Here is a 26,062-nt window from a genome sequence, read left to right as displayed (position 1 = left end):
CTGGCACAACGGTACCCGACACCTCGCCGGTGGCCGGAGAGGCCTCGCCGTGCGCGCTCTGGTGGGCGTGCGCGGGCGGCGATATTCTGGGCGCACCATGCCGTCGACACCCACCGGAACGCCGTCGTTCACCATCGACGAAGTGACCATCCCCGCATCGATCGACGCCGCGGACGCCGCGGACTTCATCGAGGCCACCGGGGTGGTCAGCCGGGTCGAGGCCGACATCGTCGGCTCGTTCGACCTCGCATACACGCCGGCGGAGCTGCTGCCGACCTGGCACGACCCCTACGAGCCGCGGCGCATGTTCGTGGCGCGGGTGGATGGCCGCATCGTCGGCAGGGCGGTGCACGAGGTGCAGAGCGGCGACGCGGTGCCCTCGGCCTGGATCACCGTCGACGTGCTGCCCGAGGTGCGCGGACGCGGCATCGGCGGTGCCCTGTACGACACCGCCGCCGCGATCGCGGTGAACGAGGGACGCACCGTGCTGCAGGTGTTCGCGATGCACCGCGATATCGCCGGCGGCGAGCGCATCACGTCGCCGACCGGCTACGGTTCGGTGTCGCGGCACGACCCCGGCGCCCGGTTCCTGCTCGCGCGCGGCTACCGGCTCGCGCAGGTGGACCGGATGAGCCGGCTGCCGCTTCCGGCCTCCCCTCCCGTCGTCGAACAGCCGGCCGGGTACTCGCTCGAGGTGTGGGAGGGCCCGACTCCCGAGCACCGGCTCGCCGACCTCGCGATCCTGCACGCGGCCATGAGCACCGAGCCGCCGCTCGGCGAGACCGACTACCAGCCGGAAGTGTGGGACGAGGCTCGGGTGCGCGACGTCGATACCCGGGGCGACGCCGAGGGCCGCCGCTGGCTCACCGCCGTCGTGCGCCACGACGCCACCGACTCGCTGGTCGGATTCACCCAGCTGACGGTGCCGGCAGACCTGTCCCGCCCGGTGTTCCAGCAGGACACCGTCGTGCTCGAGGCCCATCGCGGTCACCGGCTGGGCATGGTCGTCAAGGCCGCGAACCTCGCCAGGCTCGAGGAGCTGGCGCCGGGGCATCCATCCGTCTATACCTGGAACGCCGAGGAGAACCGCCACATGCTCGCGGTCAACGAGGCGCTGGGATTCGTCGCCGCCGGCTACCCGGGCAGCTGGCGGCTCGACCTGTAGCGAGGACGGCGAAGCGGGCGTGGAGCCGGGCCCGAAGCCAGGCGCGGTAGCGGCGCGACGGGCGACGGGTGCGCAAGCCCCCGCGAGGCACCCTCGCGCACCCCTTCGGCTGATCGACGTGGTTGAATTGCACAATGGTCGACATAAGTGGTGCGAGTCCGCTCCGCACCGTCGCCACGAGTGACCTGTTCCAGATCCTCCGTGACGGCACACCCCGCACCCGCGCCGAGCTCGCGGCCATCACCGGGCTCGCCCGCTCGACCGTCGCGCTGCGGGTCGACGCGCTGATGCGCCTCGGGCTGGTGAGTCCGACCGCCGACGCCGCATCGACCGGCGGCCGCCCATCGTCGCAGTTTGCCCTCGACGCCCGCGGCAAGGTCGTGCTCGGCGTCGACATCGGCGCGTCCCACATCCACCTCGCGGTCAGCGACCTCACCGGTCGCATCCTGGCCGAGGACTCGACCCCGATGGCCGTCTCGAGCGGACCCGACGCGGTGCTCGACTGGGTCGCCATCGCCGGTGCCGCGCTCGTCGACGGCGCGGTGCGCTCCCCCAGCGACCTGCTCGCGGTGGGCGTCGGCCTGCCGGGGCCGGTCGAGCACAGCACCGGGCGGCCGATCAACCCGCCGATCATGCCCGGTTGGGATCGCTTCGACGTTCCGGCCGCCCTCACCTCCCGCTTCGGCGTGCCGGTGCTGGTCGACAACGACGTCAACATCATGGCGCTCGGCGAGCGCGAGCTGGCCTGGCCCGACGTCGAGCACCTGATCTTCGTCAAGGTCGCGACCGGCATCGGCGCCGGCGTCATCTCGGGCGGCTTCCTGCAGCGCGGCGCGCAGGGCATCGCCGGCGACATCGGCCACGTGCAGATCTCCCGCGGCCGCGACGTGCTCTGCCGGTGTGGCAATCATGGATGCCTCGAAGCCCTCGCCTCCGGTCGGGCCCTCGCCCAGGCACTCCGCGACACCGGACTCGACGCCGACGGCGCGCAGGCCGTGATCGACCTCGTCAAGCGCGGCAACCTGGAGGCGATCCAGGCGGTGCGGCAGGCCGGACGCGACCTCGGCGAGGTGCTCACCACGTGCGTGAGCCTCATGAACCCGTCGGTCATCGTGATCGGCGGGTCGATGGCGCAGGCTGGCGAGCACCTGATCGCGGGCGTTCGCGAGGTCATCTACACGCGGTCGACGCCGCTCGCGACGCAGCACCTGCACATCACGCACTCGAGCGTCGGACCGCAGGCCGCCGTCGTCGGCGCCGCGATGCTCGCCATCCACTTCGCACTGTCGCCCGAACGCGTCGACGCGATGGTCACCGCGGGCTAGCCGCTGTGACCACCGCGTCGGGCGGGTCGCTAGTGAAAGTCACCGGGCGCTAAAGGCGGCGTCGAAGGAGGCCGTCGGGGGCTCGAACCCGAGGCGGCGCACGAACTCGAGCGCTTCGGGGGCGCCGAGGAGCCGGTCCATTCCGGCGTCCTCCCATTCCACCGACAACGGGCCCTCGTAGCCGATCGCGCCGAGCATGCGAAAGCTGTCTTCCCACGGCACGTCGCCGTGCCCGGTGGAGATGAAGTCCCAGCCGCGCCGCGGGTCGGCCCACGGCAGGTGTGACCCCAGCCGCCCGTTGCGGCCGTTGCTCATCCGCTTCTTGGTGTCCTTGCAGTCCACGTGGTAGATCCGGTCCTTGAAGTCCCAGAGGAACGACACCGGGTCGAGGTCCTGCCACACGAAGTGGCTCGGGTCCCAGTTGAGCCCGAACGCCTCCCGGTGTCCGATCGCCTCCAGCGCCCGCACGGTGGTCCAGTAGTCGTACGCGATCTCCGACGGGTGCACCTCGTGCGCGAACCGCACCCCGACCTCGTCGAACACGTCGAGGATCGGGTTCCACCGGTCGGCGAAGTCCTGGTACCCGGCCTCGATCATCGCCTCCGATGCGGGCGGGAACATCGCCACGTACTTCCAGATGGACGACCCGGTGAACCCGACCACCGTCTTCACCCCGAGCTTCGCGGCGAGGCGGGCGGTGTTCTTCATCTCCTCCGCCGCGCGCTGGCGCACCCCTTCCGGGTCGCCGTCACCCCACACCACGTCGGGCAGGATGTCGCGGTGCCGCTGGTCGATCGGGTCATCGCACACCGCCTGCCCCTTCAGGTGGTTCGAGATCGCCCACACCTTCAGGTCGTACTTCTCCAGGATCGCGAGCTTGCCGGCGACGTACTCGGCGTCATCCCACCGCCACGGGTCGAGGTGATCACCCCAGCACGCGATCTCCAGGCCGTCATACCCCCACCCCGAGGCCAGCTTCGCGACCTCCTCGAACGGCAGGTCGGCCCACTGGCCCGTGAACAACGTGACAGGACGAGACATACGGTGGTGCTCCTTCTTCATCGAGGGGTCTGCGTGTTCGGTCGTGCTGGGTGTTGCGTGAGGTCTTGCCGGGTCCGGCGATCGTGCCGCGTGCTGCGTCAGCTCGTGCTGGTCCATGAACTGTTGGATGCCGCGCTGGCCGCCACCGCGTCGAGCACCGCCTGCACCTGCCGCCCATCCGCGAACGACGGCGTCGGCTGGGTGCCGGCGCAGATCGCCTCCACGAAGTCCTTCGCCTGGTGCGTGAAGCCGTGCTCATAACCGAGCATATGTCCGGCGGGCCACCACGCCGAGATATAGGGGTGCTCGGGTTCGGTGACGAGCACCCGCGCGAATCCCTGGCGGCCGGCGTTCGCGGTGCGGTCGTAGAACTCGAGCTCGTTCGACCGCTCGAGGTCGAACGAGATCGCGCCGGCGGAGCCCGCGACCTCGATGCGCAGGGAGTTCTTGCGGCCGGTGCTGAGCCTGGTCGCCTCGAACGACCCGTAGACGCCGCTGTCGAACCGGCCGGTGAACAGCGCGAGGTCGTCGACCGTGACCTCTCCGTACTCGCCGGAACCGTCGGCCGCCCCGGACAGCCCTGAGGGTCCGGCCGCCGCCTCGACGAGCGGGCGACGAGTGATGGCGGTCTGCAGGATGCCGCTCACCGCATCCAGCCGGAGGCCGGTGATGAACTGGGCGAGGTCGATGGCGTGCGCCCCGATGTCGCCGAGCGCCCCGGATCCGGCGTGCTCCTTCTGCAGCCGCCAGCCGAGGGGAACATCGGGATCGACGAGCCAGTCCTGCAGGTATGCGGCGCGCACCTGCCGGATCTCGCCCACGGCACCGTCGGCGACGAGCTGCCGCGCGAGGACGGCGGCGGGTGTTCTGCGGTAAACGAACCCGACCATGGCGAAGACGCCGCGGCTCGCGGCATCCACCGCGGCCTCTGCCATCGCGTCGGCTTCGGCGAGGGTGTTGGCCAGCGGCTTCTCGCACAGTACGTGCTTTCCCGCGGCGAGCGCGGCGATGGCGATCTCGGCGTGCGAGTCGCCGGGGGTCACGATGTCGATGACGTCGATGTCATCGCGTTCGATGGCCTCGCGCCAGTCGGTGGATGCCTCTGCCCACCCCCACTTCTCGGCCGCTGCCCGCGCCGGCTCCGCGCGGCGGCCGACGACGAGCGCCATCTCGGGGCTGGCGGGCAGGTCGAAGAAGCGCGGCGCGACGCGCCACCCCTGCGAATGGGCGGCTCCCATGAATCCGTGGCCGAGCATGGCGATTCTCAGGGAGCGGGAGTTTTCAGACACGGTGCTGCCTTCTCATGTGTGGCTGCCTTCGCGAGAGTGGCAGCGGGTGGTGCGGGGAATGGGCAGGGCGCCCGCGCCGGGAAGGCGGGGCGCCCTGGATGGGTGATGCGATCAGTCGGTCAGGATTCGAACGCCGTCGGCAGGTAGTCGGCCACGTTCTCGCTGGTGACCACCGGGGCGTTGAGCACGATGCGGTTCGGCACCTCGACCTCGACCAGGTCGCTCAGCGCCTTGCCCTGGGCGACGAGGCGGGCGAGGCGGATGCCGTCTGCCGCCTGCGTCGACGGGTAGATGACCGTCGCCTGCAGCACGCCGTCGCCGGACTCGATCTCGCGCATCGCGTTCGCGGAGCCGGCGCCGCCGACCATGAAGAACTCGTCACGCCCGGCCGCATCGATCGCGGCGAGCACTCCGATGCCCTGGTCGTCGTCGTGGTTCCAGATGGCGTCGATCTGCGGTGCCGATGCGAGCAGCTGCGATGCCGCGGCCTCGCCGCCCTGCACGGTGAAGTCCGCCGCCACGCGGTTGCTGACCTCGAGTCCACAGTCACCGAGCGCGTCGGAGAAGCCCGCGCTGCGGTCCTGGGTGAGCGGGAGGGAGTCGATGCCGGCGATCTCCGCGACCACGGCGTCGTCGTTGCCGTCGAGCTGTTCGCAGATGTAGGTGCCGGCGCTGACGCCCATTCCGTAGTTGTCGCCGAGGATCGTGACGCGGGAGGCGAAGGTGCTCGAGAACTCCCGGTCGACGTTGATCACGGGGATACCGGCTTCCATGGCCTGGATCGCGACCTCGGTGAGGGCGGCGCCGTCGGTCGGCAGCAGCACGATGGCATCGACGCCGTCGTTGATGAAGCCCTCGACCTGGCTGATCTGCAGGTTCGCGTCATTGGTGCCCTCGGCGACCCGCAGGTCGATGTCGGGGTACTTCTCCGCCTCGGCGAGTGCCGCGGCGTTGATTGCGCCGAGCCAGCCGTGGTCGGCGGCGGGGCCGGAGAAGCCGATCGCGATTGTGTCACCCTCGGCCTCGTTGCCCTCGACGGTGGCGGTCTCCGGCTCGACGTTGGTGTCGGTGTCGCCCGGCGTGCACCCGGCCAGCAGGCCGATTGTCGCGAGGGATGCGCCGGCGGCGACGAGAAAGCGTCGACGCCGCGTGGTTGCTGCAAGCATGTGGTTCCTCCTGGTGGATGATCTGCGTGTGTGCCGGAGGAGACACGTGCGGCAAGCTCGCCTGTCAACCCTGACGAGGGTCACGCTAGCAACGCCGCCCGCTATTCGGCAACTTATTTATGTTCTTCGTCATAAGTCGTTACCAGGCTGGCGGCGCGCAAATATCGGTCACTGTCCCCCGGATCGGCCTCCCCCGGGCCCGGAAAACATTCGAGAATGGGGCTCATCGGCCGATCGTGCCCTGTGTTATGTTCTCCGCATGATCGAAGACGACCATTCACCGTCATTACTCGACGTGCGCCAGATCACCAAGAGCTTCGCCGGTGTGGCCGCCCTGCGGGGGGTCGACCTGACGGTGCGCGCCGGTGAGGTGCACTGCGTGCTCGGCCAGAACGGCGCGGGCAAGTCCACCCTCATCAAGACGCTCTCCGGCGTGCACCAGCCCGATGGTGGAACGATCCACTGGCAGGGCGAGCCCACCACCATCGCCAGCCCCGTCGCGGCGCTCGGGCTGGGCATCGCGACCATGTACCAGGAGCTCGACGTCGTCGACGGCCTGACCGTGGCCGAGAACATCTTCCTCGGGCACGAGAACGCGCGGGGCGGTGTACTGCGCGTCGCCGGGTCGAACCGCCTCGCCGGCGAGCTCATGACCCGCCTCGGCCACGGCTCGATCTCGCCGAAGACCGAGGTCGGCACCCTCAGCGCCGCGAACAAGCAGATCGTGAGCATGGCGCGTGCCCTGTCGCACGACACGAAGCTCATCATCATGGACGAACCGAGCGCGGTGCTGGACTCGGAAGAGGTCAAGAACCTGTTCCGAGTCGTGCGGGAACTGACCGCGAGCGGCATCGCGGTCATCTATATCTCGCACCGGCTCGAGGAGATCCGCCAGATCGGCGATCGGATCACCGTGATCAAGGACGGCCGCAGCACCGCATCGGGCCTCGCCGTGTCTGCAACTCCCACTGCGGAGCTGATCCGGCTGATGACCGGGCGCGATGTCGCCAACGTCTTTCCGGCCAGGGTGCCCGTCGCCGCCGACTCCCCCGTCGTGCTGCAGGTCGAGGACCTCGGCCTGCGGGGCGAGTTCTCCGGGGTGGATTTCACGGTGCGCGCCGGCGAGATCGTCGGGCTCGCCGGCCTCGTCGGCTCCGGCCGGTCGGAGATCCTCGAGACGGTCTACGGAGCACGCAAGGCCTCGACGGGGCGGGTGTCGGTGTCTGGCACCGCGCTTCGGGCAGGGTCGGTGGATTCCGCGGTCGCCGCCGGTATCGGGCTCTCGCCCGAGGAACGCAAGAGCCAGGGGCTGCTGCTCGACGAACCCGTGTTCAAGAACATCACTCTGTCGACGTTCGGGCGCTTCGCCGTCGGTGGCGTGCTCAACGACCGCCGCGAGCGTGACGCCGCCGTCGAGCAGATCGCGGCGCTCGAGCTGCGGCCGGACGACCCCGACCGCATCACCCGCACGCTCTCCGGGGGCAACCAGCAGAAGATCCTGCTCGCGAGGTGGCTGGTGCACGGCACCCGGGTGCTCCTGCTCGACGAACCGACCCGCGGCGTCGACGTCGGCGCCCGCGCCGAGATCTACGCGCTCATCCGCCGGCTGGCCGCGGCGGGCAACGCCATCGTGATCGTCTCCAGCGAAATCGAGGAGGTGCTCGGCCTCGCCGACCGCGTTCTCGTGATCGGCGACGGCAGGGTGCTGGCAACGAAGGATTCGACCGATATCGACGAGCACGGCGTGCTCGATCTCGTCATGAAAGGAAGTGCCGCGTGAGCGAGCAGAGAAGCACTGTGGCTCCGGCCACGGAGTCGTCACCGCGGGGCGGCGGCGCGGCATCCACCCCCTCGCCCCTCAAGAGGCTGATGGCAGGGTCGGCCGGGCGCAACCTCGGGCTCGTGATCGCCCTGGCGCTGCTGGTGATCGTCGGCGGGGCCACGGCGGGCGAGCGGTTCCTCAGCATCGACAACATGCTGACCATCATCAGGTTCGCGTCGATCATCGGCGTGATCAGCATCGGCATGACCTTCGTGATCACGGCGGGCGGGATCGATCTCTCGGTGGGGTCGGTGATGGGCCTCGCGACCGTGGTGGCCAGCCTGACCGCCGTGCAGCTGGCGGCGACCCAGACCTCGTGGGTGCTGATGGTGCTCATCGCGCTGCTGGTCGGCATGGCAGCCGGGCTTGTGAACGGCATCGTGATCGCCTACGGCAATGTGGTCGCGTTCATGGCGACCCTCGCGATGCTGGTGGGAGCGCGGGGACTCGCCGAGCTGATCTCGAACCGGTCGACGCAGATCGTGAACAACACCGGATTCCTGTCGTTCACGCGGGCCGACTTTATCGGGGTGCCGGTGCTGATCTGGATCTTCGTCCTGGTCGCGGCCGCCGCCTGGTTCTTGCTCAACCGCACCACCTTCGGACGCCGCACGGTCGCGATCGGCGGCAACCGCGAGGCGGCGAAGCTCGCCGGGCTCAACGTGAAGCGCCATATCGTCTACCTCTACGTACTCTCGGGTCTCACCGCCGGCATCGCCGCGATCATGATGCTCGGCCGCACCACCGCGGGCACCTCGACCCACGGCACGCTGTACGAGCTCGACGCGATCGCCGCGGTCGTCGTGGGAGGCACGCTGCTGATCGGTGGACGCGGCACGATCGTGGGCACGGTGCTCGGCGTGCTGATCTTCAGCACCCTGACCAACGTGTTCACCCAGAACAACCTGTCGACGTCGGTGCAGAACGTCGCGAAGGGCGTGATCATCGTCGTCGCGGTGCTGCTGCAGCAGCGGTTCGCCTCTCGCGGCAAGAGCAGCTAGCAACGACAGAACGATCGAGTAGCGCGGAACGGCAGGCCCGCCAGCTCGGCGGACCTGCCGTTCGTTCGTTCGTGCGGTCGTGCGTGCGGCGGGCCTCAGCTCGCCTTGAGCGCCTCGCGCAGGCTGACCCGCGACCCCATTCGCAGCAGCGAGTTCGTGTAGATCTTGCTGGCGACGAGCATGACGGCTGCGGTCGCGGCGACCAGAAGGCCGAGCGAGAGCACGGGCTCCCACCACTCCGCCTCGCCGAAGAACAGGCGAACCGGCATCGCCACCGGGGCGCTGAACGGGATGTACGACAGGATCGTCATGACCAGCGCGTTGTCGCCGAAGAACACGACGCCGAAGTACGGGATCATCACGAGCATCATCGCCGGGGTCATGACCGCGCCGGTGTCTTCCTGGCGCGACACCAGTGCGGCGCCGGCCGCGAAGACGCTCGCCACCAGCACGAACCCGAAGACGAAGAACACCACGAACCAGATCAGCGGCGCCGACAGCAGGTCGAGCAGCTCGGTCTGGCCGGTCACTGCGAGCCCGAGGGCAGCAGCGGCAGAGATCGCGGCGGCGGTTCCGACCCCGATCACCGAGTTGCCGAGGATTTTTCCGGCCAGGAGCGCGCGGGCGGGAACCGCCGCGAGCAGGATCTCGACGATGCGGGACTGCTTCTCCTGCACGGTGTTCTGCATGATCGTCGCGCCGGAGCCGATGACGGCGAGCATGAAGACCAGCCCGAATGCCAGGCCGATGAGGGTGCGCAACCCGGACGTGGTCTCGGCGGCGTCGAGCAGTTCGACGGTCGGGCTCACCGACAGCGCGGAGACCAGGCCTTCCGGCGCCTCGTCGAGGGCGATGAGCGAGAACCCGATCGCGCTGCCGTCGGGAACCAGCGCCGCGTCGACGTCACCCGCGCGCACCAGCTCCTCCGCCTCGGCGCGACCGGCGACCGCGGTGACATCGAGGGCGTCGGAGTCGGTCACTTCAGCGGGCACCGAGCCGACGACGGCCACCGGAGTGGCGTCGACCGCGCGATTGCCCAGCACGCTCGACAGGACTATTCCGCCGATGACCAGCGCGAGGGTGATCACGGTCGAGATGATGAAGGCCTTCGATCGCACCTGCGAGAGGATCTCGCGCTCGGCGACGAGCAGCGTCGCCCCCCACGTGCCGACCCGCTCCTGGTTGCTGCCCGTGCTGCTTCTGCGGTTGCCGCCGGTGCGGTTGGCGGTGCCGGTGGCACTGCCGCTCGTGGTACCGACGCTGTTGCTGGTTCTGATGCTGCTGTCGCTCATCAGGCTGCCTCCACCTTCTCCTCGGCGCCCGCGGGCGCATTCACCACAATGTCCCGGAAGATCTCTCCGAGCGTCGGCCTGACCGGCCGGAATGACGTCACGGTTCCGCGGTCGACCGCGGACCGCAGCACCGCGTCGGCTGCGGCGGGTTCGGCGTCGAACAGCGCCGTCGTACCGGCGAGCTCGTCGACGGTGACGCCGGGGATGCCGCGAACCCAGCCCACATCGCCGTTCATCTCCAGCGACCACCGGTTTCCGGAGTACTGGTCCCGCAGGGCCTCGCGCTCGCCCGCCGCGCGCACCTTGCCTCCGGCGATGATCACGAGGTCGTCGCACAGGCGCTCGACGACGTCGAGCTGGTGGGAGGAGAACAGCACGGGCACCCCGCGCGCGGCGTGCTCGGCGATGACCGCGACGACCTCGTCGACGGCGAGCGGGTCGAGTCCGGAGAACGGTTCGTCCATGATGAGCACGTCGGGGTCGTGCACCAGCGCCGCCGCCACCTGCACGCGCTGCTGGTTGCCCAGCGACAGCGCCTCGAGCTTGTCGCGGCGCCGCTCGATGAGGCCAAGGCGCTCGAGCAGGTCGTCTCCCCGCTGCGTCGCGGTCGCCTTGTCGATGCCATGGAGGCGGGCGAGGTAGGCCAGCTGCTCGCCGATCTCCATCTTCGGGTACAGGCCGCGCTCTTCCGGCATGTAGCCGAAGCCGTGCAGCGCGGCCTGGCCGACCGGCTCACCGTCGAGGGTGACCGAGCCGGAGTCCGGCCTGAGCACGCCCAGGATCATGCGCATGGTGGTGGTCTTTCCCGCACCGTTGCCTCCCACGAAGCCGGTGAGGCGTCCGCGGCCGACGTCGAAGCTGACGTCGTCGACGACGCGGTGGGTTCCGAAACTGCGACTGATGTTCCGCACGCTGAGCATGTGGCCTCCCTGGGTCGGTTGATGATCCAACGCTACGAGCGCCGGCAGCCTGGCACCTCCGGCCGGAGGGTGATCCGCGCGCTCCCCCTGCGGGTGGAGACGGGGGGGCGGAGCTGCGAGCTCCGGGGCGGCGAGGTTGCGGGCGGGAGTTGCGGGCGCGGCGTCAGCCGACGAGGCCCGTGCGGTACGCATAGGCCACGGCCTGCACCCGGTCACGCAGCGCGAGCTTCATGAGCACGTTCGACACGTGGGTCTTCACTGTCGCGCGACCGATGATGAGCTGCCCGGCGATCTCGTCGTTCGACAGCCCCTGCGCCATGAGCCGCAGCACCTCGGTCTCGCGCTCGGTCAGCTGGTCGGGTGTCGCCCCGATGGGCGAGCTCGATGTCGTGCTGGGCGACACCGTCCGATCGCGGGCGACGGCGCGTTCGATGACGGCGCGCGTCAGTTCGGGGGCGAGGAGCGCCTCGCCCGCCGCGATCGCCCGCACCCCGTCGACCAGCTGCTCCGGCCGGGAGTTCTTCAGCAGGAAGCCGCTGGCGCCGGCGTCGAGCGCGGCAAGCAGGTAGTCCTCGCGTTCGAAGGTGGTGAGCATGAGCACCTGCGCCGTGACCCCGGGGTCGGCGACGATGAGCCGGGTGGCTTCGAGCCCTCCGATGCCCGGCATCTCGACATCCATGCACACCACATCGGGCCGGGTGCGCGCCACCACGTCGATGGCCTCCTCGCCGCTCGACGCCTCGCCCACCACCTCGATGTCGGGCTGGGCAGAGAGGATGGTGCTGATTCCCTGGCGCATCAGGGCGTGGTCGTCGACCAGCACGACGTGGATGCCGCTCATACCCGCACCCCCACGGGCACGGTAACCCGCACCACCCACCCGGAGCCGGTGCGCGGGGCGGCCACCAGGGTGCCGTCGAGCGTCGCGGCGCGTTCGCGCATCCCGAGCAGGCCGAGCCCGCCGCCGCGCTGGGGAGGGCCGGGGCGCCCGAGACCGTCGTCGGTCACCTCGAGCTCGACCGTGTCGTCGCCGTAGCGCACGTGGATGCGCGCCCTGGTGCCTGGACCGGCGTGCTTGAGCACGTTCGTCAGCGACTCCTGGGCGATGCGGTAGAGATTGATGCCGACCAGTGGGGGCACCGCGAACGGCTCGCCGACCTCCTCGAGGGAGACCCGCAGGCCCGCGGCGACGGCGTCGTCGACGAGTGCCCGCAGCGAGTCGAGGCCGAGCGAGGCGGTGACCGGTCCGATCGCCGCCTCCTCGTCGCGGAGGGTGCCGAGCAGGCTGTACAGCTCGCTGACCGCCGACCGCGACGTGCCCTCGAGCGCCTCGAGCTGGTCGCGTGCCTTCGCCGGGTCGGTGTCGAGCAGCGTTCGCGCGGCGGCCGCCTGCACGCCCATCAGCGAGACGTGGTGCGCGACCGCGTCGTGTAGTTCGCGCGCGATGCGCAGCCGTTCGATCGTGATGGCCTGCCGGGCGACCTTGGCCTGTTCGTTCTCGAGCTGCCGGGTGCGAAAGTCGGTGAGGGCGCGTTGCCGGGCCGACGACCAGGCGTGGTTGCCGAACCACCAGGCCCCGGCGAAATAGAGCGTATTCACGAGCACCTGCTGCAGCATGTAGGCCGCGACCGGGGTGAGCACGCCGATGCCCTCGCCGTCGAAGTCGAGCTCCTGCGTGCTGGCGCGGAAGAACGAGGTCAGCAACCAGAACGCCATGCCCGCGACGAGCACACCGCGCGCCCAATCGGCCCGTGACCGATTCGCATCCCACGCCCCCACGCTGTAGATCGCCATGAACAGCGCGATGTTGCTGATGGTGACCTCCGGCACGCGCAGCTCGCCGAGGAGCACGAAGGCCGCACCGAGGATGCCGAGCACGGGCACCGGGGCGACCCGGCGGAACGCCAGCGGCAGCGTCAGGAGCGCGAGGATGCCCGCGCTGAGCGCCGGGCTCGCCGGGTCCGGCCACATGCCGATCGCGCGGCCGAGGACGAGGGAGAGGATGGCGGCGCCGAACAGGATGGCGGCGGTCGCGGCATCCACTCGTCGCTGGTCGGTGGTCGCCGGCGACCTCTGCCAGGCGCGGGAATCGGGATCGACTGTCATCTCCCGCCCAACCTACCGGCGGAGCGCCCTGCCGGCCTCCGCCTCGAGGCGGAGACGCATCGCAGGATCTCGTGGGTCAGGCCGCGCGCCGCGAGCGTGCGCGGGTCAGACCGCCGCGACCGCGTGGGTCAGACCGCCGCCCGCAGGCGCATGCGCTGGCAGTGCGGGCAGAAGTGCGAGCCGCGGTTCATGAACGACTCGCGCACGATCGGGCGGCCGCAGCGCGGGCACGGTTCGCCCTGTTGCCCGTAGGCATTGAGTGAGTGCGCGAAGTAGCCGGACTGCCCGTTGACGTTGAGGTACTGCGTGTCGAAACTTGTGCCGCCCTCGGCCAGCGCCTTGGTGAGCACGAGTCGCACCTCGGCGAGCAGCAGCTTTGCCCTGGCACGCGACAGCGTCGCGGTCGGCTGGTCGTAGTGGATGCGTGCTGCCCAGAGCGACTCGTCGGCATAGATGTTTCCGATGCCGCTGATCAGGGTCTGGTCGAGCATGGCCCGCTTGACGGTCGTTCTCCTGGCCGCGAGCCGCGCGAGGAACAGCGCGTCGTCGAACAGCGCATCGAGCGGGTCGCGCGCGATGTGGCGCACCGCGGTGGGCACCCGCTGGTGCGGGTGGTCGGTCGTCGGCTCGAGGGTATCGATGGCCATCGAGCCGAAGATGCGCTGGTCGACGAAGTTGAGGCGCAGCGGGCCGTGGTCGGGGTGCGTGATGTCGATGCGGATGCGGGTGCGGAGGTCGTCGGTCGCCGTGTCGCGCAGCAGCACCTGCCCCGACATGCCGAGGTGGGCCACCAGCGCTGCGGGGCCGCCGGCGCCCGTGGTGTCGCTGGTGCCGTCGCGGTGCTCGACGCCGCCGGCACCGTGCTCAATGCCGCCGTCGCCGTACCCACCGCCGAGGTCGCCGCTCCCGCCGTCGAGCGGGATCCACATGAACTTGCCGCGACGCTGCGGCGCAAGCATGGTGCGGCCGATGAGCCGGTCGACGAAGTCCTCGGCGGGGCCGGGGTGCCGTCTGAGCGACCGCTCGTCGAAAACGGTGACGGATGCCACGGTCGCACCGGTCACGGCGGGCGCGAGGCCGGCGCGAACGACCTCGACCTCGGGGAGCTCTGGCATGGCTCAGCGCACGGCGGCGCTGAGGCGCGTCCACGCGTCCAGCGCGGCTGCCATCTCCGCCTGCTTCTTGCTCGACCCCGCGCCGGACGCGGCGAGGGTGTCGCCCAGTAGCACGTCGGCATGGAACCGCTTGGAGTGGTCGGGGCCGCTGTCGGTGATCACATAGCGCGGAACGCCCCGCCCGAGCTTCGCTGCGATCTCCTGGAGCGCCGTCTTGGGGTCCATGGAGGCACCGAAGCGCTCGGGATCGCCGAGCAGCGGTTCGATCAATCGCAGCACGAGGCCGGTCGCGGCATCCGCCCCCGCAGAGATGTAGGCGGCACCGATGACGGCCTCGACGGTGTCGGCGAGGATCGACGACTTGTCGCGACCGCCGGTCAGCTCTTCACCCCTGCCAAGGCGCAGGTGCCTGCCCAACCCGATCGACCTGGCGACCTCCGCCAGCGCGGTGGAGCTGACCAGCGATGCCCGGCGCTTGGCGAGGTCCCCCTCGTCGAGCATGGGGTGCTCCGTGTAGAGCATCACCGTCACGGCCTGGCCGAGGATCGAATCCCCGAGGAACTCGAGGCGTTCATTGTGCGGAATTCCGCCGTTCTCGTACGCAAAAGAACGGTGGGTCAGCGCGAGCTCGAGGAGCTGCGGGCTGATGTCCACCGTCAGTTGCGACGCCAGTTCACCGACCGGGGGTAATTCCGGCGAGTGCACGGGAGACCGAGAATCAGACGTCGGCGACCTTGCGGCCCTTGTACTCCATGTACATCGGGTCGCCCGTGGAGTCTTCGACGACCTTCGCGCGGTGCGGGAGGCTGTAGGTGGTCTTGCCGTTCTCGACGGTCTTCACGAGGGTGGGAGGGGTCGCCTTCCACTGGGCGCGGCGCATGCGGGTGCTCGCACGCGACATCTTGCGCTTCGGTACAGCCATGACTATCTCTTTTCTTCGGTGGCGTCGTCGTTGTCGGCGCCAGCTACATCATTGGTCGAGGTGCCGGTCAGTCCCCCGAGTCCGGCCAGGGCAGCCCACCGAGGATCGATGGGTGCTTCGTGCTCGTGACTCGGGTCATCAAGAAGTCGTGCCCCACACTGCGGGCACAGACCAAGGCAATCTTCCTGACATACCGGCTGGAACGGCAGTGACAGCACTACCGCGTCTCTGACTACGGGTTCGAGGTCAATGGTCTCGTCGTGAACGTCGTAATCGAAAGCTTCGTCCTGAGAATACGCGAAAAGCTCCTGAAGGTCGACTTCGAGCGGTTGGCGCACCTCGATGAGGCAGCGGACGCACTCGCCGACCGACTCGCCGGTGACATCGGCGCTGACCAAAATGCCGTCGTGCAGCGATTCGAGGCGAACGTCGATGTGGAGGGGTGCCCCGGCGGGGACGCCGATCACGGCGTTGCCCATCGCGTCGTCGAGCACGGGGTCGAGGGTCTTCTCGCGCATCTCGCCCGGACGGTGCATCAGGTCGAAGACCGGGATGGTGAACGGGGTGGTGGGGTTATGTTGCACCACGGGATTCTACAGGCCCGACCCGGGCGCCAGCCCCGGCCGGTCGCGCGGCCGGGGCTGGGCGGGGCTGGGCAGGTGGCGCCAACGACCGCAGGTCAGCTACAGGGCTGCTTCTACCGCGCTGAATGCTTCGTCGTAGATCGCGAGGGCGCGGGCGACCTCGTCGGGGGTCACGACGCACGGCGGAACCACGTGGATGCGGTTGTCTGCGGCGAACGGCAGCAGCCCGCGTGACATGAGCTCTTTCTTGAGGGCCCCGATGACCGACGGCCCGACGGGGCGGCGCGTGGCCGGGTCATCCACCAGGTCGAGCGCCCAGAAGACGCCGAGCCCGCGCACCTCGCCGATGAGCGGGTGCTTCTCGGCCAGCGCGGCGAGGCCGGGGCCGAGATGGTCGGTGCCGATCATGCGGGCGTTCTCGATGATGCCCTCGTCGGCCATCGCGTCGATCGAGGCGACGATGGATGCTGCGGCGAGCGGGTGCCCGGAATAGGTGAGTCCCCCGGGGAACACCCGCTCGTCGAACTGTTTCGCGATGTCGCGGGAGATCACCACCCCGCCGATGGGCACGTAGCCGGAATTGACGCCCTTCGCGAAGGTGACCAGGTCGGGAACGACATCGAACCCATGGAAGGCGAACCACTCGCCGGTGCGGCCGAACCCGGCCATCACCTCGTCGAGGATGAGCAGGATGCCGAACTCGTCGCACAGTGCACGTACGCCGGCGAGGTAGCCGGGCGGCGGCACGATGACCCCCGCGGTTCCGGGGACCGTCTCAAGCAGGATCGCGGCGATGGTCTGCGGCCCCTCGGCCTCGATGACACGGCGGAGGTGGTGCAGGGCGCGCTCGCCCTCCTGCTCGACCGAATCGGACCAGAACTCGGAGCGGTAGGCGAACGGTCCGAAGAAGTGCACGTGGCCGCGGGCGAACTCGTTGGGCATGCGGCGCCAGTCGCCGGTGGCGACCACGGCGGCGCCGGTGTTGCCGTGGTACGAACGGTAGGTCGAGAGCACCTTGTCGCGGCCAGTGGTGAGCCGGGCCATGCGGATGGCGTTCTCGTTGGCGTCGGCGCCGCCGTTGGTGAAGAACACCTTGCCGAACGACTCGCCCGCGCGCTCGAGGATGCGCTTCGCCGCCTCGCCCCTGGCCAGGTTGGCATGCGGAGGGGCGACCATGGTGAGCAGGCCCGCCTGCTCCTGGATCGCGGCGACGACCTTGGGATGCTGGTGGCCGATGTTCATGTTGACGAGCTGGCTCGAGAAGTCGAGGTAGTTCTTGCCGTCGAAGTCCCAGACGGTGGAGGCGAGTCCCCCGGCGATGACGAAGGGCGTGAGCGCCGCCTGCGCGGACCAGGAGTGGAACACGTGGGAGCGGTCGAGGTCGTAGGCGACCTGCCCGTCTGCTGGATCGATGCCGTTCATGGTGTCTCCTGCGGTCTCAGGGGCGGGGCCAGCCGATACCAGCCGGTGCAGAGCACCGCTGGTGCCGATTCTGGGTGAGTCTCACACTATTATGCGAGGCCCTGCGCCCCGAGCAGCTCCTACGCGAGGCCCTGAGCCCCGAGCATCTCCTACACGAGGCCCTGCGCACGGAGCAGCCCGGCGATGCGCTCGCGGAACGGAAAAAACCCGCGCCGGGCGTGCGGCCAGGCGAGGGTGTCCCATTCGCGGCGCACGCGCACGAGGTGGATGCCCGCGGGCAGCGCGCGTTCGAGGGCATCGAGCCGCTCGGCAACGGGGCCGGTCGGGGCGTACGGGGTGACTATCGTGGTGGCATCCACCCTGGCCATCGCCTCGACGAGCTGGTCGACGTCGAGGCCTGCATCGGCAGCGGTGCCATCGGCGTCTGTGCCGTCGGGGCCGGGCCCGTCGAGGCCGGGCAGCTCGTCGGCGGCGAAGTGCCGTCGCGCACGGTCGACGCCGTCGCGCACGGCTGCGGCAGCGAACCGCAGCACGGGCTCCGCGGTGCCGAGCGGCGATCGCGCCGCCGCGGCCGAGAAGCCGCCGACCGCGACCACCGTAGCCGTGCCGAGCTCGAGGCTCTCGGCGTGGGTGTCGTCGTCGTGCAGCAGCAGCACGACGCGGCCGTCGGGTGCGGCGTCGGCCGCGGGAAGCTCGCGCGCCTCGGGAACCGGGTCGTCGTCGATGGCGGGTGCCACGGGAGCGAGCCCGGTGGGCCGGAAGCGCCCCTCGGTGAACTTCTCGATGTTGTCGGCGGTCGCGAGGTAGGTCTTGCCCGTGGTCTGCAGCCCCGCGACCCATCGCCACGACAGCGTGTTCGACGCCGGGTCGCCGTCGAGCAGGTGCCGGTAGAAGAAGTCGGCGCCGAGCTGCCACGGCAGGCCGAGGGTGAAGATCCAGATGCTCGCGAACCACATGCGGGTGTGGTTGTGCAGGTAGCCGGTCTCGACCAGCTCGTCGCGCCACGCGTCGAAGCATTCGATTCCGGTGCGGCCCTCGAGGGCCCGCGCGAGGTCATCGGCGGAGTCGAGGTCTGACGCACCGAACTGCGACGCGTCGATGGATGCCGCCGCGAGCCTGTCTACGTCGGCCCGGTAGCCGGCCCACACGCTGGGCCGCAGCTCGAGCCACCCCTTCCAGTACGTGCGCCAGAACACCTCCTGCACGAACTTCTGTGCGGCGGCCTGGCTGTGCCGCGCGAGCACCGCCTCGACGATCTCGCGCTCGGTAACCAGCCGGTGGCTGACGTACCTCGAGAGCATCGAGACCGCGGTCTCACGGCCGGGACCCGGGTCGGTGTTGCGGCCGGTCGCGTAGTCACGTCCGGCGTGCGGAACGAAGTCGGTGAGGAGGTCGAGGCCGGCGGCGCGGGTCGGCGCGAATTCGCCGGTATCGGTCTCGCCGGATTCGGAGGGAGAGCTGTCAGGGGACACATCAGGGGCGGTCGACATGGTCGCACCATACCTACCGCCCCTGACGTTCCGTCCCGTTGCCGGGCGCCCTGCTGCTACTCGCCGCCCTCGGTGAGTTCGACCTCGATGGGCTCGAAGTCGGCCCCCGTGAGGTCGATGTCGTCTCCCTCGAGTTCGTCGTGGGCCATCTGGATCCACTCGTTCGTGTATGCGGTGCTCGGCGGCTCTTCGGTGATGAGCGAGGCGCCGCTCTCGTTGGTCGCCGAGAGGGCCCCCTCGACGGTGCTGTTCCACGCCTCTTCGTCGATGATGCCGATGCCGTTGTCCGACGGCCAGATGAGCTTGTTGGTCTCGTTGACCATCCACAGCTCGTGGGTGAGGCCCCAGCCCGAGCCCTCATTGATGGTGATGTCGGCGGCGGCCTCGGGGTCGCTGGCCGCGTACGCCCAGCCCTTGATGACGGCCTTGAGGAACGCGACCGTGGTCTCCTGGTACTCCTCGTCGCTCTCGAGGCGCTCGGTGTCGGCCCAGATGGCGTCCTGCAGCATCGCGCCGCCCGCCTCGTTGTAGTCGATGACCGAGAAGTCCTCCGGCTGGTAGAGCTCACCCGTGTCGGGGTCGGTGCTCTCGAGCAGCTGCGCGTACTCGTTGTAGGTCATCGCCTGGGCCGCGTCGATGTCGCCCTCGAGGAAGGCGTTCATGTTGAAGTCCTGCGTGATGATCTCGACGCTGGTGGAATCGAGTCCCTCCGCGGCCATGGCCGCGAAGATCTCCCACTCGTTGCCGAAGCCCCAGCTGCCGATGCGCTTGCCCTCGAAGTCGGCGACGGTCTCGATGCCGCTGTCGGCCCAGGCCACCTGCAGGGTGCCGGAACGCTGGAAGATCTGGGCGATGTCGGTGATGTTCGCACCGGCCTCGATCGATCCGAGCGCCTTGGGCACCCACGCGATGGCGTAGTCGACGTCGCCCGCGACGAGGGCGTCCTGCGGCACGATGTCGCCGCCGCTCGGGATGATCTCGACGTCCAGGCCCTCCTCTTCGAAGAAGCCCTGGTCGAGCGCCGCGTAGTAGCCGGCGAACTGCCCCTGGGGCAGCCACTGCAGCTGGAGGCTCACGGGGGTGAGGTCGTCCGATCCGCCGTCTCCCCCGCCGGAGTCGTCCCCGGAGGTCGAACAGCCCGACAGGATGAGTGCCGAGGTGAGGAGCCCCGCGCCGACGACGAGGGACCTGCGCCTGCTGTGTGTCATGTCAGTTCCTTTCGTGGTGCTGTGTTCGAGAGGTTGGTGCTGCTGGTGCTGCTGGTGCGCGTGGTGCTGTCGGTGGTGCCGTGCGGGAATGCTGCGGAGGGAGTGACGAGCCGCTCGAGGGCAGACGTCACGACGAAGAAGAGGAGGCCGAGCACGATGCCACCGACGACGTAGGCCCACGCCCGTGCGTAGGCGCTCGTGGCGGCGGACGACGAGATCAGCGAACCGAGGCCGCCGCGCGGGCCGCCGAAGTACTCGGCGACGAGCGCGGAGATCACGGCGAGCGACGAGGCGATGCGGATACCGGTGAAGATGTAGGGGCGCGCGGCGGGAATGGTGAGCACGCGCACGACCTGGCCGGGCTTCGCGGCGTAGGAGCGCATCAGGTCGCGGTGCACTGGCGCCGTCTGGCGCAGGCCACGGAGCGTGTTGATGAACACCGGCACGAACACCGCGAGGCCGGCGATGGTGCGCCTGCCCGTCTCTGAGTCGGCACCGAACATGGTGTTGAGCACCGGGGCGAGGGCAACGATCGGCACGACCGCCAGGCCGGCGACGAGGGGGGCCGACAGGTAGTCGACGACGCGGCTGAGGGAGGCGAGGAGCGCGATGCCCACCCCGACGACCGATCCCACGACCAGGCCGATCAGCGCGTTGAGCCCCGTGCTGCCGACCGCGGCGACGAGCGACGGCCAGAACTCGACGACCTGCCCGGCGATGCTCAGCGGGCTGGGGAGGAGGTAGTCGTCGATCTCGCCGACGGTCACGATGAGCTGCCAGGCGACGAGCACGAAGACACCGAGGGCGACCGGTGCGCCTGCGCGCACGAGGGTGTCGCGGGAGCGGGCGCTCATCGGTTGTCCGTGCCCCGCGCGGGGGCACCCTGGTGCAGGGCCTCGCGCACCGCGGTGACCATGCTGAAGAACGTCGGGTCTTCGCGGATCTGGTCGCCACGCTCGTGCGCGGGGCCGAGCGCCATCGGAACGACGGTCTCGATGCGGCCGGGGCGGGGCGACATGACGACGACGCGGTCGGAGAGGAACACCGCCTCGGGAATGGAGTGGGTGACGAAGACGACCGCAGCGCCGGTCTCGGCGCAGATCCGGGTGAGCTCGGTCTGCATGCGCTCGCGGGTCATCTCGTCGAGGGCGCCGAACGGTTCGTCCATGAGGAGGAGGTTGGGCTTCTCTGCGAGCGCCCGCGCGATGGCGATGCGCTGCTGCATCCCTCCCGACAGCTCGTCGGGGTAGCGCTGCCCGAAGTCCGACAGGCCGACCAAGTCGAGCAGCTCGCGGGAGCGGTCCGCGCGCTGCGCCTTGGGAAAGCCGTGCAGTTCGAGGGGCAGTTCGATGTTGGCGGCGACGGTGCGCCACGGCAGCAACCCGGCCTGCTGGAAGGCGATGCCGTAGTCCTGGTCGATGCGGGCCTGCTTCGCCGACTTGCCGAAGATCTGCAGGGTGCCGCCGGACGGCTCGTCGAGGTCGGCGATGAGCCGAAGGAGCGTGCTCTTGCCGCAGCCCGAAGGGCCGATCAGCGAGACGAACTCGCCAGCCCTGACGACGAGGTCGACGCCGTCGAGCGCCGTGACGCCTGCGGCGTCGAAGACCTTGCTGACGCCCGTGGCGACGACGGCGTCGGTGGTCTGGACGGATTTGACGGACGGGTTGTGGAGCGTCATGCACTCACCTCTGCTCTGCGATAGTTGCGCAGCCCGCCGCCGATGAGGGCGACCGAACCCGCTGCGAGGAGCCCGAGAATGATGGCTCCGAAGATGGGACCCCACGACTTGGCCGGGTCACCGCTGGCCTGTCCGGCGTACTGCACGATCATGCGGCCGATGCCGCCGCGGAGTCCGGTGGAGACCTCCGCGACGATCGCGCCGACGACGGCGTTGGCTGCCCCGAGGCGGAGGGCGGGGAGCAGGTACGGCACGCTCGCCGGCAGCCGGAGCTTGATGAGGGTCGCCCACCACCCCGCGGCGTAGGACTTCATGAGGTCGTTGTGCATGGCGGTGGGCGACTGCAGGCCGCGGAGGGCACCGATCGCGATGGGAAAGAACGCGAGGTAGGAGGCGATGAGGGCAACCGACATCCAGTCCTGCCATTCGAAGGCGCCGATCTCGATCCTCGACCCCCAGCTGCGCACGACGGGCGCGAAGGCGATGAGGGGAACGGTCTGGCTGAGCACGATCCACGGCATCAGGCTGGATTCGGCGAGGCGCCAGCGCACCATCACGAGGGAGAGCGCGAGGCCGACGATGAGTCCGAGCAGCCAGCCCACGGCCGCGATGCCGAGCGTGACGGCCGCGGCGTTCGCGACCTCGAGCCATAGTGGCGGGGAACCGTCTGCCCTGGTCACGGGCTCGAACAGCCTCGTGAGCATGTCGGGGATATGCGGCATCGCGAGGTCGCTGGTGCGGGGCAGTAGCCGCGCCTCGCCGATCACCAACCCATCGGAGGGCCCGAGCCACTTGTAGAGCTCCCAGACGACGGCGATCCCGAGCAGCGCGGCGGCCCCGAGCCCGATGCGCATGAGGTTGGCGCGCGGGGAGGTGCCCCTCCCCCGTGCCGGTCGCACTGCGGGTGGGGCGTCGAGAGCCGACGGGGCGGTCACGACCTGGCCACGATGGTGTCCCGCATGGCGGGGATCACGGTCTCGCCGTACACCCTCAGGGTCTCCTCCTTGTTGTCGTGCTGGAGGTACCCGGCGAACTGGTCGACCCCGAGCTCCTTCAGGGCGGTCAGTTTCTCGATGTGCTGCTGCGGGGTGCCGAGCAGGCAGAACCTGTCGACGATCTCGTCTGGCACGAACGCGGTGTGGGTGTTGCCCGCACGGCCGTGCTCGTTGTAGTCGTAGTCCTGGCGACCGGCGATGTAGTCGGTGAGCGCTTTCGGCACCGCGCTGTCTGCGCCGTACTTCTTCACGATGTCGGCTACGTGGTTGCCTACCATTCCGCCGAACCAGCGGTTCTGGTCGCGCATGTGCGCCCAGTCGTCGCCGATATACATCGGGGCCGCGACGCAGAACTTGATCGACATCGGGTCGCGCCCGGCCTTCTCTGCCGCGTCGCGCACCGTGCGGATCATCCACTCCGCAACGTCGAGGTCGGCCATCTGCAGGATGAATCCGTCACCGACTTCTCCAGTCAGCTTGAGCGCCAGCGGTCCGTAGGCCGCGACCCAGATGTCGAGCGTCGACCCGGTGCTCCACGGGAACTGCAGTGTGGCCCCGTTGTACTCGACGGCGCGGGAGTTGGCGAGCTCGCGGATGACGTGGATCGATTCGCGCAGCGTCTTCAGCGTGGTGGGCGCCCCGTTGGTGACGCGCACCGCGGAGTCGCCGCGCCCGATGCCGCAGATGGTGCGGTTGCCGTACATCTCGTTGAGGGTCGCGTAGGTCGACGCGGTAACCGTCCAGTCCCGGGTGGCCGGGTTGGTGACCATCGGGCCGACGATCACGCGCTTGGTCTCGTTGAGGATCTGGCTGTAGATCACGTACGGCTCCTGCCAGAGCAGGTGCGAGTCGAACGTCCAGACGTGGCTGAATCCGTGCTGCTCGGCGAGCTTCGCCAGGTAGACGGTGCGCGACGCTGGCGGGTTGGTTTGGAGTACTGCTCCGAAGTCCACGGTTCCTCGATTCAGATCAGGTACTGCGACAGGCCGCGCTTGATGTACTTTCCGTCGCCCTTGCGACCGAGGTACCGGTTGTCGTCGACGACGACGGATCCCCGGGAGAGCACGGTGTCGACGTGACCGTCGATCTCGTAGCCCTCCCACGCGGAGTAGTCCATGTTCATGTGGTGCGTCTTGCCCTCGCCGATGCCGATGGAGGTATGCCCGTTGGGGTCGTAGACGACGATGTCGCCGTCGGCTCCCGGCTGGATGACGCCCTTCTTGCCGTACATGCCGAACATGCGGGCGGGGGTGACCGAGGTGACCTCGACCCAGCGCTCGAGCGACAGCTGGCCGTCGACGACGCCCTGGTACAGCAGGTCCATGCGGTGCTCGACCGAGCCGATGCCGTTGGGGATCTTGGAGAAGTTGCCGAGGCCCATATCCTTCTGGCCCTTCATGCAGAACGGGCAGTGGTCGGTGGAGACCATCTGGATATCGTTCGTGCGCAGGCTCTGCCACATGTGGTGCTGGTGGCCCTCGTGCTTGGAGCGCAGAGGGGTGGAGCACACCCACTTGGCGCCCTCGAAGTCGCCCCACTCCTCACTCGTCGCGCCGAGCTGGTCTTCGAGCGAGAGGTAGAGGTACTGCGGGCAGGTCTCACCGAAGACGTTCTGTCCACGGTCGCGGGCGGTGGCGATCTGCTCGACGGCCTGCTTCGCGCTCACGTGCACCACGTAGAGCGGCGCCCCGGTGAGGTGCGCGAGCATGATGGCGCGGTGCGTCGCCTCCTCCTCGGCCTGCCACGGGCGGGTAAGGCCGTGGTAATACGGAGTGGTGTTGCCTGCCGCGACGGCCTGCTGCACAAGGAGGTCGATGACACTGCCGTTCTCGGCGTGCATCATGATCATCGATCCGTTGGATGCTGCCTTCTGCATGGCCTTGACGATCTGCCCGTCGTCGGAGAGGAAGACTCCCTTGTAGGCCATGAACAGCTTGAAGCTGGAGACCCCCTCGGCGACGAGCTCGTCCATCGCGGTGAGCGACGAGTCCTGCACGTCGCTGAGGATCTGGTGGAATCCGTAGTCGATGGCGCATTCGCCCGCGGCCTTCTGCTGCCAGAGCGCGTACTGGTCGAGCACGTTCTCGCCCGCGTACTGCACGACGAAGTCGACGATGCTCGTCGTTCCGCCGTGCGCGGCGGCCCGGGTTCCGGTCTCGAAGGTGTCGGATGCCTCGGTGCCGCCGAACGGCATCTGCATGTGGGTGTGCGCGTCGATGCCGCCGGGGATCACGTACTTGCCTGCCGCGTCGATCACGGTGTCGACGTTGGCCTCGAGGTCGAACCCGAGGAGGGTGGAACCGGGGGCGAGCACCGCGGCGATGGTCTCGCCGTCGATGATCACGTCTGCGGCTCCGGAACCGGTCGCGTTCACGACCGTGCCGTTCTTGATGAGGGTCTTCATCGACCGTCCTTTCTCGTGGAAGTCACTGGGGTGTGGAGATCACTGGTGCAGTGGGGCTACGGCTTGGGGATCGAGGTGTACGACTCCGGGCGACGGTCGCGGTAGAACTGCCAGTCGTCGCGCATCTGCTTGATGAGGTCCATGTCGAGGTCGCGGATGATGATCTCCTCGTCGGTGCCGGAGCCGCGCTCGCCGACGAAGTTGCCGCGCGGGTCGATGACCTGGCTGGTGCCGTAGAAGTCGACGGCGAGCTCGCCGTACTCGTTGTCTTCGCGGCCGACGCGGTTGGGCTGCAGCACGAAGTAGCCGTTCGCGACGGCGGCGGCCGGGCCCTCGACCTCCCACAGGCGGTTGGAGAGGCCGGGCTTGGTGGCGTTGGGGTTGAACACGATCTGTGCGCCGTTCAGGCCGAGTTCGCGCCATCCCTCTGGGAAGTGCCGGTCGTAGCAGATGTACAGGCCGATCGGTCCGACCGAGGTCTGGAACACGGGGTATCCCATGTTGCCTGGACGGAAGTAGAACTTCTCCCAGAACCGGTCGAGGTGCGGGATGTGGTGCTTGCGGTACTTGCCGAGGATGGTGCCGTCGGCTTCGACGATGACGGCGGTGTTGTAATACACCCCCGTCATGTCTTCCTCGTAGATGGGGAGCACCATGACGATGCCGAGCTCCTTCGCGAGGGCCGCGAAGCGCTGCACGATCGGCCCGTCGGCCGGCTCCGCGTATGCGTAGTACTTCTTGTCTTCGGTGATGCCGAAGTACGGGCCGTAGAAGAGCTCCTGAAAGCAGATGACCTGCGCTCCGTCGGCCGCGGCATCCCTGGCGAATTTCTCGTGCTTCTCGATCATCGACTCCTTGTCACCCGTCCAGGTGGTCTGAGTGATGGCGGCGCGTACAACAGTCACGGTTCTCCTCGGGGACGTAATGCGTTCTGACATCGTTGACGGTGCACGTTTCCGGCTCATTTCAACCGATGACCCTGTGGTAAAACCTAGATGAGTGAGTCCTAATGGTCGTAGGCGATGAGGGAGCGTTTGTTGGGTGCTCCGATGAGCCAGTTGTGCCAGATTCCTGCGGCGAGGGCGAGTAGTCGGCCTGCGATTCGGGAGTAGACGCC

At 69.0% G+C, this 26,062-nt stretch carries 24 protein-coding genes and 1 pseudogene; 4 read left to right on the top strand and 21 right to left on the bottom strand.

The genetic code is table 11. From position 1 onward, the window contains the following. Window positions 1-97 precede the first annotated feature (97 nt). A complete protein-coding gene (locus G5S38_RS07665; protein ID WP_165066783.1) occupies window positions 98-1,165 on the top strand; it encodes a GNAT family N-acetyltransferase in 1,068 nt (355 codons plus the stop codon). Window positions 1,166-1,299: 134 nt separating this feature from the next. Then, window positions 1,300-2,490: an ROK family transcriptional regulator gene (locus G5S38_RS07660; protein ID WP_165066780.1), complete on the top strand. Its 1,191-nt coding sequence runs from the start codon at window positions 1,300-1,302 to the stop codon at window positions 2,488-2,490. A 39-nt stretch (window positions 2,491-2,529) separates the two neighbouring features. Here G5S38_RS07660 and G5S38_RS07655 read toward each other — a convergent pair whose 3' ends face one another. The 3 genes from G5S38_RS07655 to G5S38_RS07645 form a co-directional block, all read right to left on the bottom strand. Beyond that, window positions 2,530-3,531 carry a sugar phosphate isomerase/epimerase family protein gene (locus G5S38_RS07655; RefSeq protein ID WP_165066777.1) on the bottom strand — a complete coding sequence of 334 codons (1,002 nt, stop codon included), beginning with the start codon at window positions 3,529-3,531 and terminating at the stop codon, window positions 2,530-2,532. Between the two features lie 98 nt (window positions 3,532-3,629). Beyond that, on the bottom strand, window positions 3,630-4,787 hold the full coding sequence (locus G5S38_RS07650) for a Gfo/Idh/MocA family protein (RefSeq protein WP_165066877.1): 1,158 nt from the start codon (window positions 4,785-4,787) through the stop codon (window positions 3,630-3,632). Window positions 4,788-4,939: 152 nt separating this feature from the next. Next, on the bottom strand, window positions 4,940-5,986 hold the full coding sequence (locus G5S38_RS07645; RefSeq protein ID WP_165066774.1) for a substrate-binding domain-containing protein: 1,047 nt from the start codon (window positions 5,984-5,986) through the stop codon (window positions 4,940-4,942). Between the two features lie 259 nt (window positions 5,987-6,245). On the opposite strand from G5S38_RS07645, the gene G5S38_RS07640 reads away from it, so the two are divergent. Together G5S38_RS07640 and G5S38_RS07635 are read left to right on the top strand one after the other, a co-directional pair. Then, window positions 6,246-7,766, top strand: coding sequence for a sugar ABC transporter ATP-binding protein (locus tag G5S38_RS07640; RefSeq protein ID WP_201276619.1), 1,521 nt, complete (start codon window positions 6,246-6,248; stop codon window positions 7,764-7,766). After that, window positions 7,763-8,809 carry an ABC transporter permease gene (locus tag G5S38_RS07635; protein WP_407943830.1) on the top strand — a complete coding sequence of 349 codons (1,047 nt, stop codon included), beginning with the start codon at window positions 7,763-7,765 and terminating at the stop codon, window positions 8,807-8,809. The genes G5S38_RS07640 and G5S38_RS07635 overlap by 4 nt, the downstream gene beginning before the upstream one ends. Before the next feature lie 95 nt (window positions 8,810-8,904). Here the strand turns inward: G5S38_RS07635 and G5S38_RS07630 are convergent, their stop codons facing one another. From G5S38_RS07630 to G5S38_RS07545, 18 genes and pseudogenes are all read right to left on the bottom strand, one after another. Continuing rightward, the gene (locus tag G5S38_RS07630; RefSeq protein ID WP_165066771.1) at window positions 8,905-10,101 is read right to left on the bottom strand and encodes an ABC transporter permease; all 1,197 of its coding nucleotides are present in this window, start codon (window positions 10,099-10,101) and stop codon (window positions 8,905-8,907) included. Further along, window positions 10,101-11,021, bottom strand: a complete 921-nt coding sequence (locus G5S38_RS07625; RefSeq protein WP_165066768.1) for an ABC transporter ATP-binding protein — start codon at window positions 11,019-11,021, stop codon at window positions 10,101-10,103. The genes G5S38_RS07630 and G5S38_RS07625 overlap by 1 nt, the downstream gene beginning before the upstream one ends. A 163-nt stretch (window positions 11,022-11,184) precedes the next feature. Next, on the bottom strand, window positions 11,185-11,862 hold the full coding sequence (locus G5S38_RS07620) for a response regulator (RefSeq protein ID WP_165066766.1): 678 nt from the start codon (window positions 11,860-11,862) through the stop codon (window positions 11,185-11,187). Further along, a complete protein-coding gene (locus tag G5S38_RS07615) occupies window positions 11,859-13,127 on the bottom strand; it encodes a sensor histidine kinase (RefSeq protein ID WP_165066763.1) in 1,269 nt (422 codons plus the stop codon). Before G5S38_RS07615 ends, G5S38_RS07620 begins: the two co-directional genes overlap by 4 nt. A 128-nt stretch (window positions 13,128-13,255) precedes the next feature. After that, entirely contained in the window at window positions 13,256-14,242 is a 987-nt protein-coding gene (gene mutM, locus G5S38_RS07610) for a bifunctional DNA-formamidopyrimidine glycosylase/DNA-(apurinic or apyrimidinic site) lyase (RefSeq protein ID WP_165066760.1), read from the bottom strand. A gap of 3 nt (window positions 14,243-14,245) precedes the next feature. Beyond that, window positions 14,246-14,902, bottom strand: a complete 657-nt coding sequence (rnc, locus tag G5S38_RS07605; protein WP_407943831.1) for a ribonuclease III — start codon at window positions 14,900-14,902, stop codon at window positions 14,246-14,248. Window positions 14,903-14,960: 58 nt separating this feature from the next. After that, on the bottom strand, window positions 14,961-15,164 hold the full coding sequence (gene rpmF / locus G5S38_RS07600; protein ID WP_165066754.1) for a 50S ribosomal protein L32: 204 nt from the start codon (window positions 15,162-15,164) through the stop codon (window positions 14,961-14,963). Window positions 15,165-15,166: 2 nt separating this feature from the next. Further along, entirely contained in the window at window positions 15,167-15,682 is a 516-nt protein-coding gene (locus tag G5S38_RS07595; RefSeq protein WP_235928958.1) for a YceD family protein, read from the bottom strand. 165 nt (window positions 15,683-15,847) lie between these two features. After that, window positions 15,848-17,170, bottom strand: coding sequence for an aspartate aminotransferase family protein (locus G5S38_RS07590; RefSeq protein WP_165066752.1), 1,323 nt, complete (start codon window positions 17,168-17,170; stop codon window positions 15,848-15,850). Between the two features lie 149 nt (window positions 17,171-17,319). Then, window positions 17,320-18,660, bottom strand: coding sequence for an FAD-binding domain-containing protein (locus G5S38_RS07585; protein WP_165066750.1), 1,341 nt, complete (start codon window positions 18,658-18,660; stop codon window positions 17,320-17,322). A 56-nt stretch (window positions 18,661-18,716) separates the two neighbouring features. Beyond that, window positions 18,717-19,868 (bottom strand): ABC transporter substrate-binding protein, encoded by a 1,152-nt coding sequence (locus G5S38_RS07580; protein ID WP_165066747.1) that lies wholly within the window; start codon window positions 19,866-19,868, stop codon window positions 18,717-18,719. Further along, window positions 19,865-20,722 carry an ABC transporter permease gene (locus G5S38_RS07575; RefSeq protein WP_165066745.1) on the bottom strand — a complete coding sequence of 286 codons (858 nt, stop codon included), beginning with the start codon at window positions 20,720-20,722 and terminating at the stop codon, window positions 19,865-19,867. Before G5S38_RS07575 ends, G5S38_RS07580 begins: the two co-directional genes overlap by 4 nt. After that, window positions 20,719-21,546, bottom strand: coding sequence for an ABC transporter ATP-binding protein (locus G5S38_RS07570; RefSeq protein ID WP_165066742.1), 828 nt, complete (start codon window positions 21,544-21,546; stop codon window positions 20,719-20,721). Before G5S38_RS07570 ends, G5S38_RS07575 begins: the two co-directional genes overlap by 4 nt. Then, entirely contained in the window at window positions 21,543-22,400 is an 858-nt protein-coding gene (locus tag G5S38_RS07565; RefSeq protein ID WP_165066865.1) for an ABC transporter permease, read from the bottom strand. Before G5S38_RS07565 ends, G5S38_RS07570 begins: the two co-directional genes overlap by 4 nt. A gap of 77 nt (window positions 22,401-22,477) precedes the next feature. Beyond that, window positions 22,478-23,494: a TIGR03842 family LLM class F420-dependent oxidoreductase gene (locus G5S38_RS07560; protein WP_165066740.1), complete on the bottom strand. Its 1,017-nt coding sequence runs from the start codon at window positions 23,492-23,494 to the stop codon at window positions 22,478-22,480. A gap of 11 nt (window positions 23,495-23,505) precedes the next feature. Continuing rightward, window positions 23,506-24,945, bottom strand: coding sequence for a dihydropyrimidinase (hydA, locus tag G5S38_RS07555; RefSeq protein WP_165066737.1), 1,440 nt, complete (start codon window positions 24,943-24,945; stop codon window positions 23,506-23,508). A gap of 56 nt (window positions 24,946-25,001) precedes the next feature. Then, on the bottom strand, window positions 25,002-25,850 hold the full coding sequence (locus G5S38_RS07550; protein WP_201276618.1) for a nitrilase-related carbon-nitrogen hydrolase: 849 nt from the start codon (window positions 25,848-25,850) through the stop codon (window positions 25,002-25,004). A gap of 101 nt (window positions 25,851-25,951) precedes the next feature. After that, window positions 25,952-26,062 (bottom strand): annotated as a pseudogene (locus tag G5S38_RS07545) (IS982 family transposase); the annotation flags it as partial.

Origin of the sequence: Marisediminicola senii (genome assembly GCF_011057645.1) — a bacterium.
Lineage (GTDB): Bacteria > Actinomycetota > Actinomycetes > Actinomycetales > Microbacteriaceae > Marisediminicola > Marisediminicola senii.
This window is presented reverse-complemented; position numbering and strand designations above follow the sequence as displayed.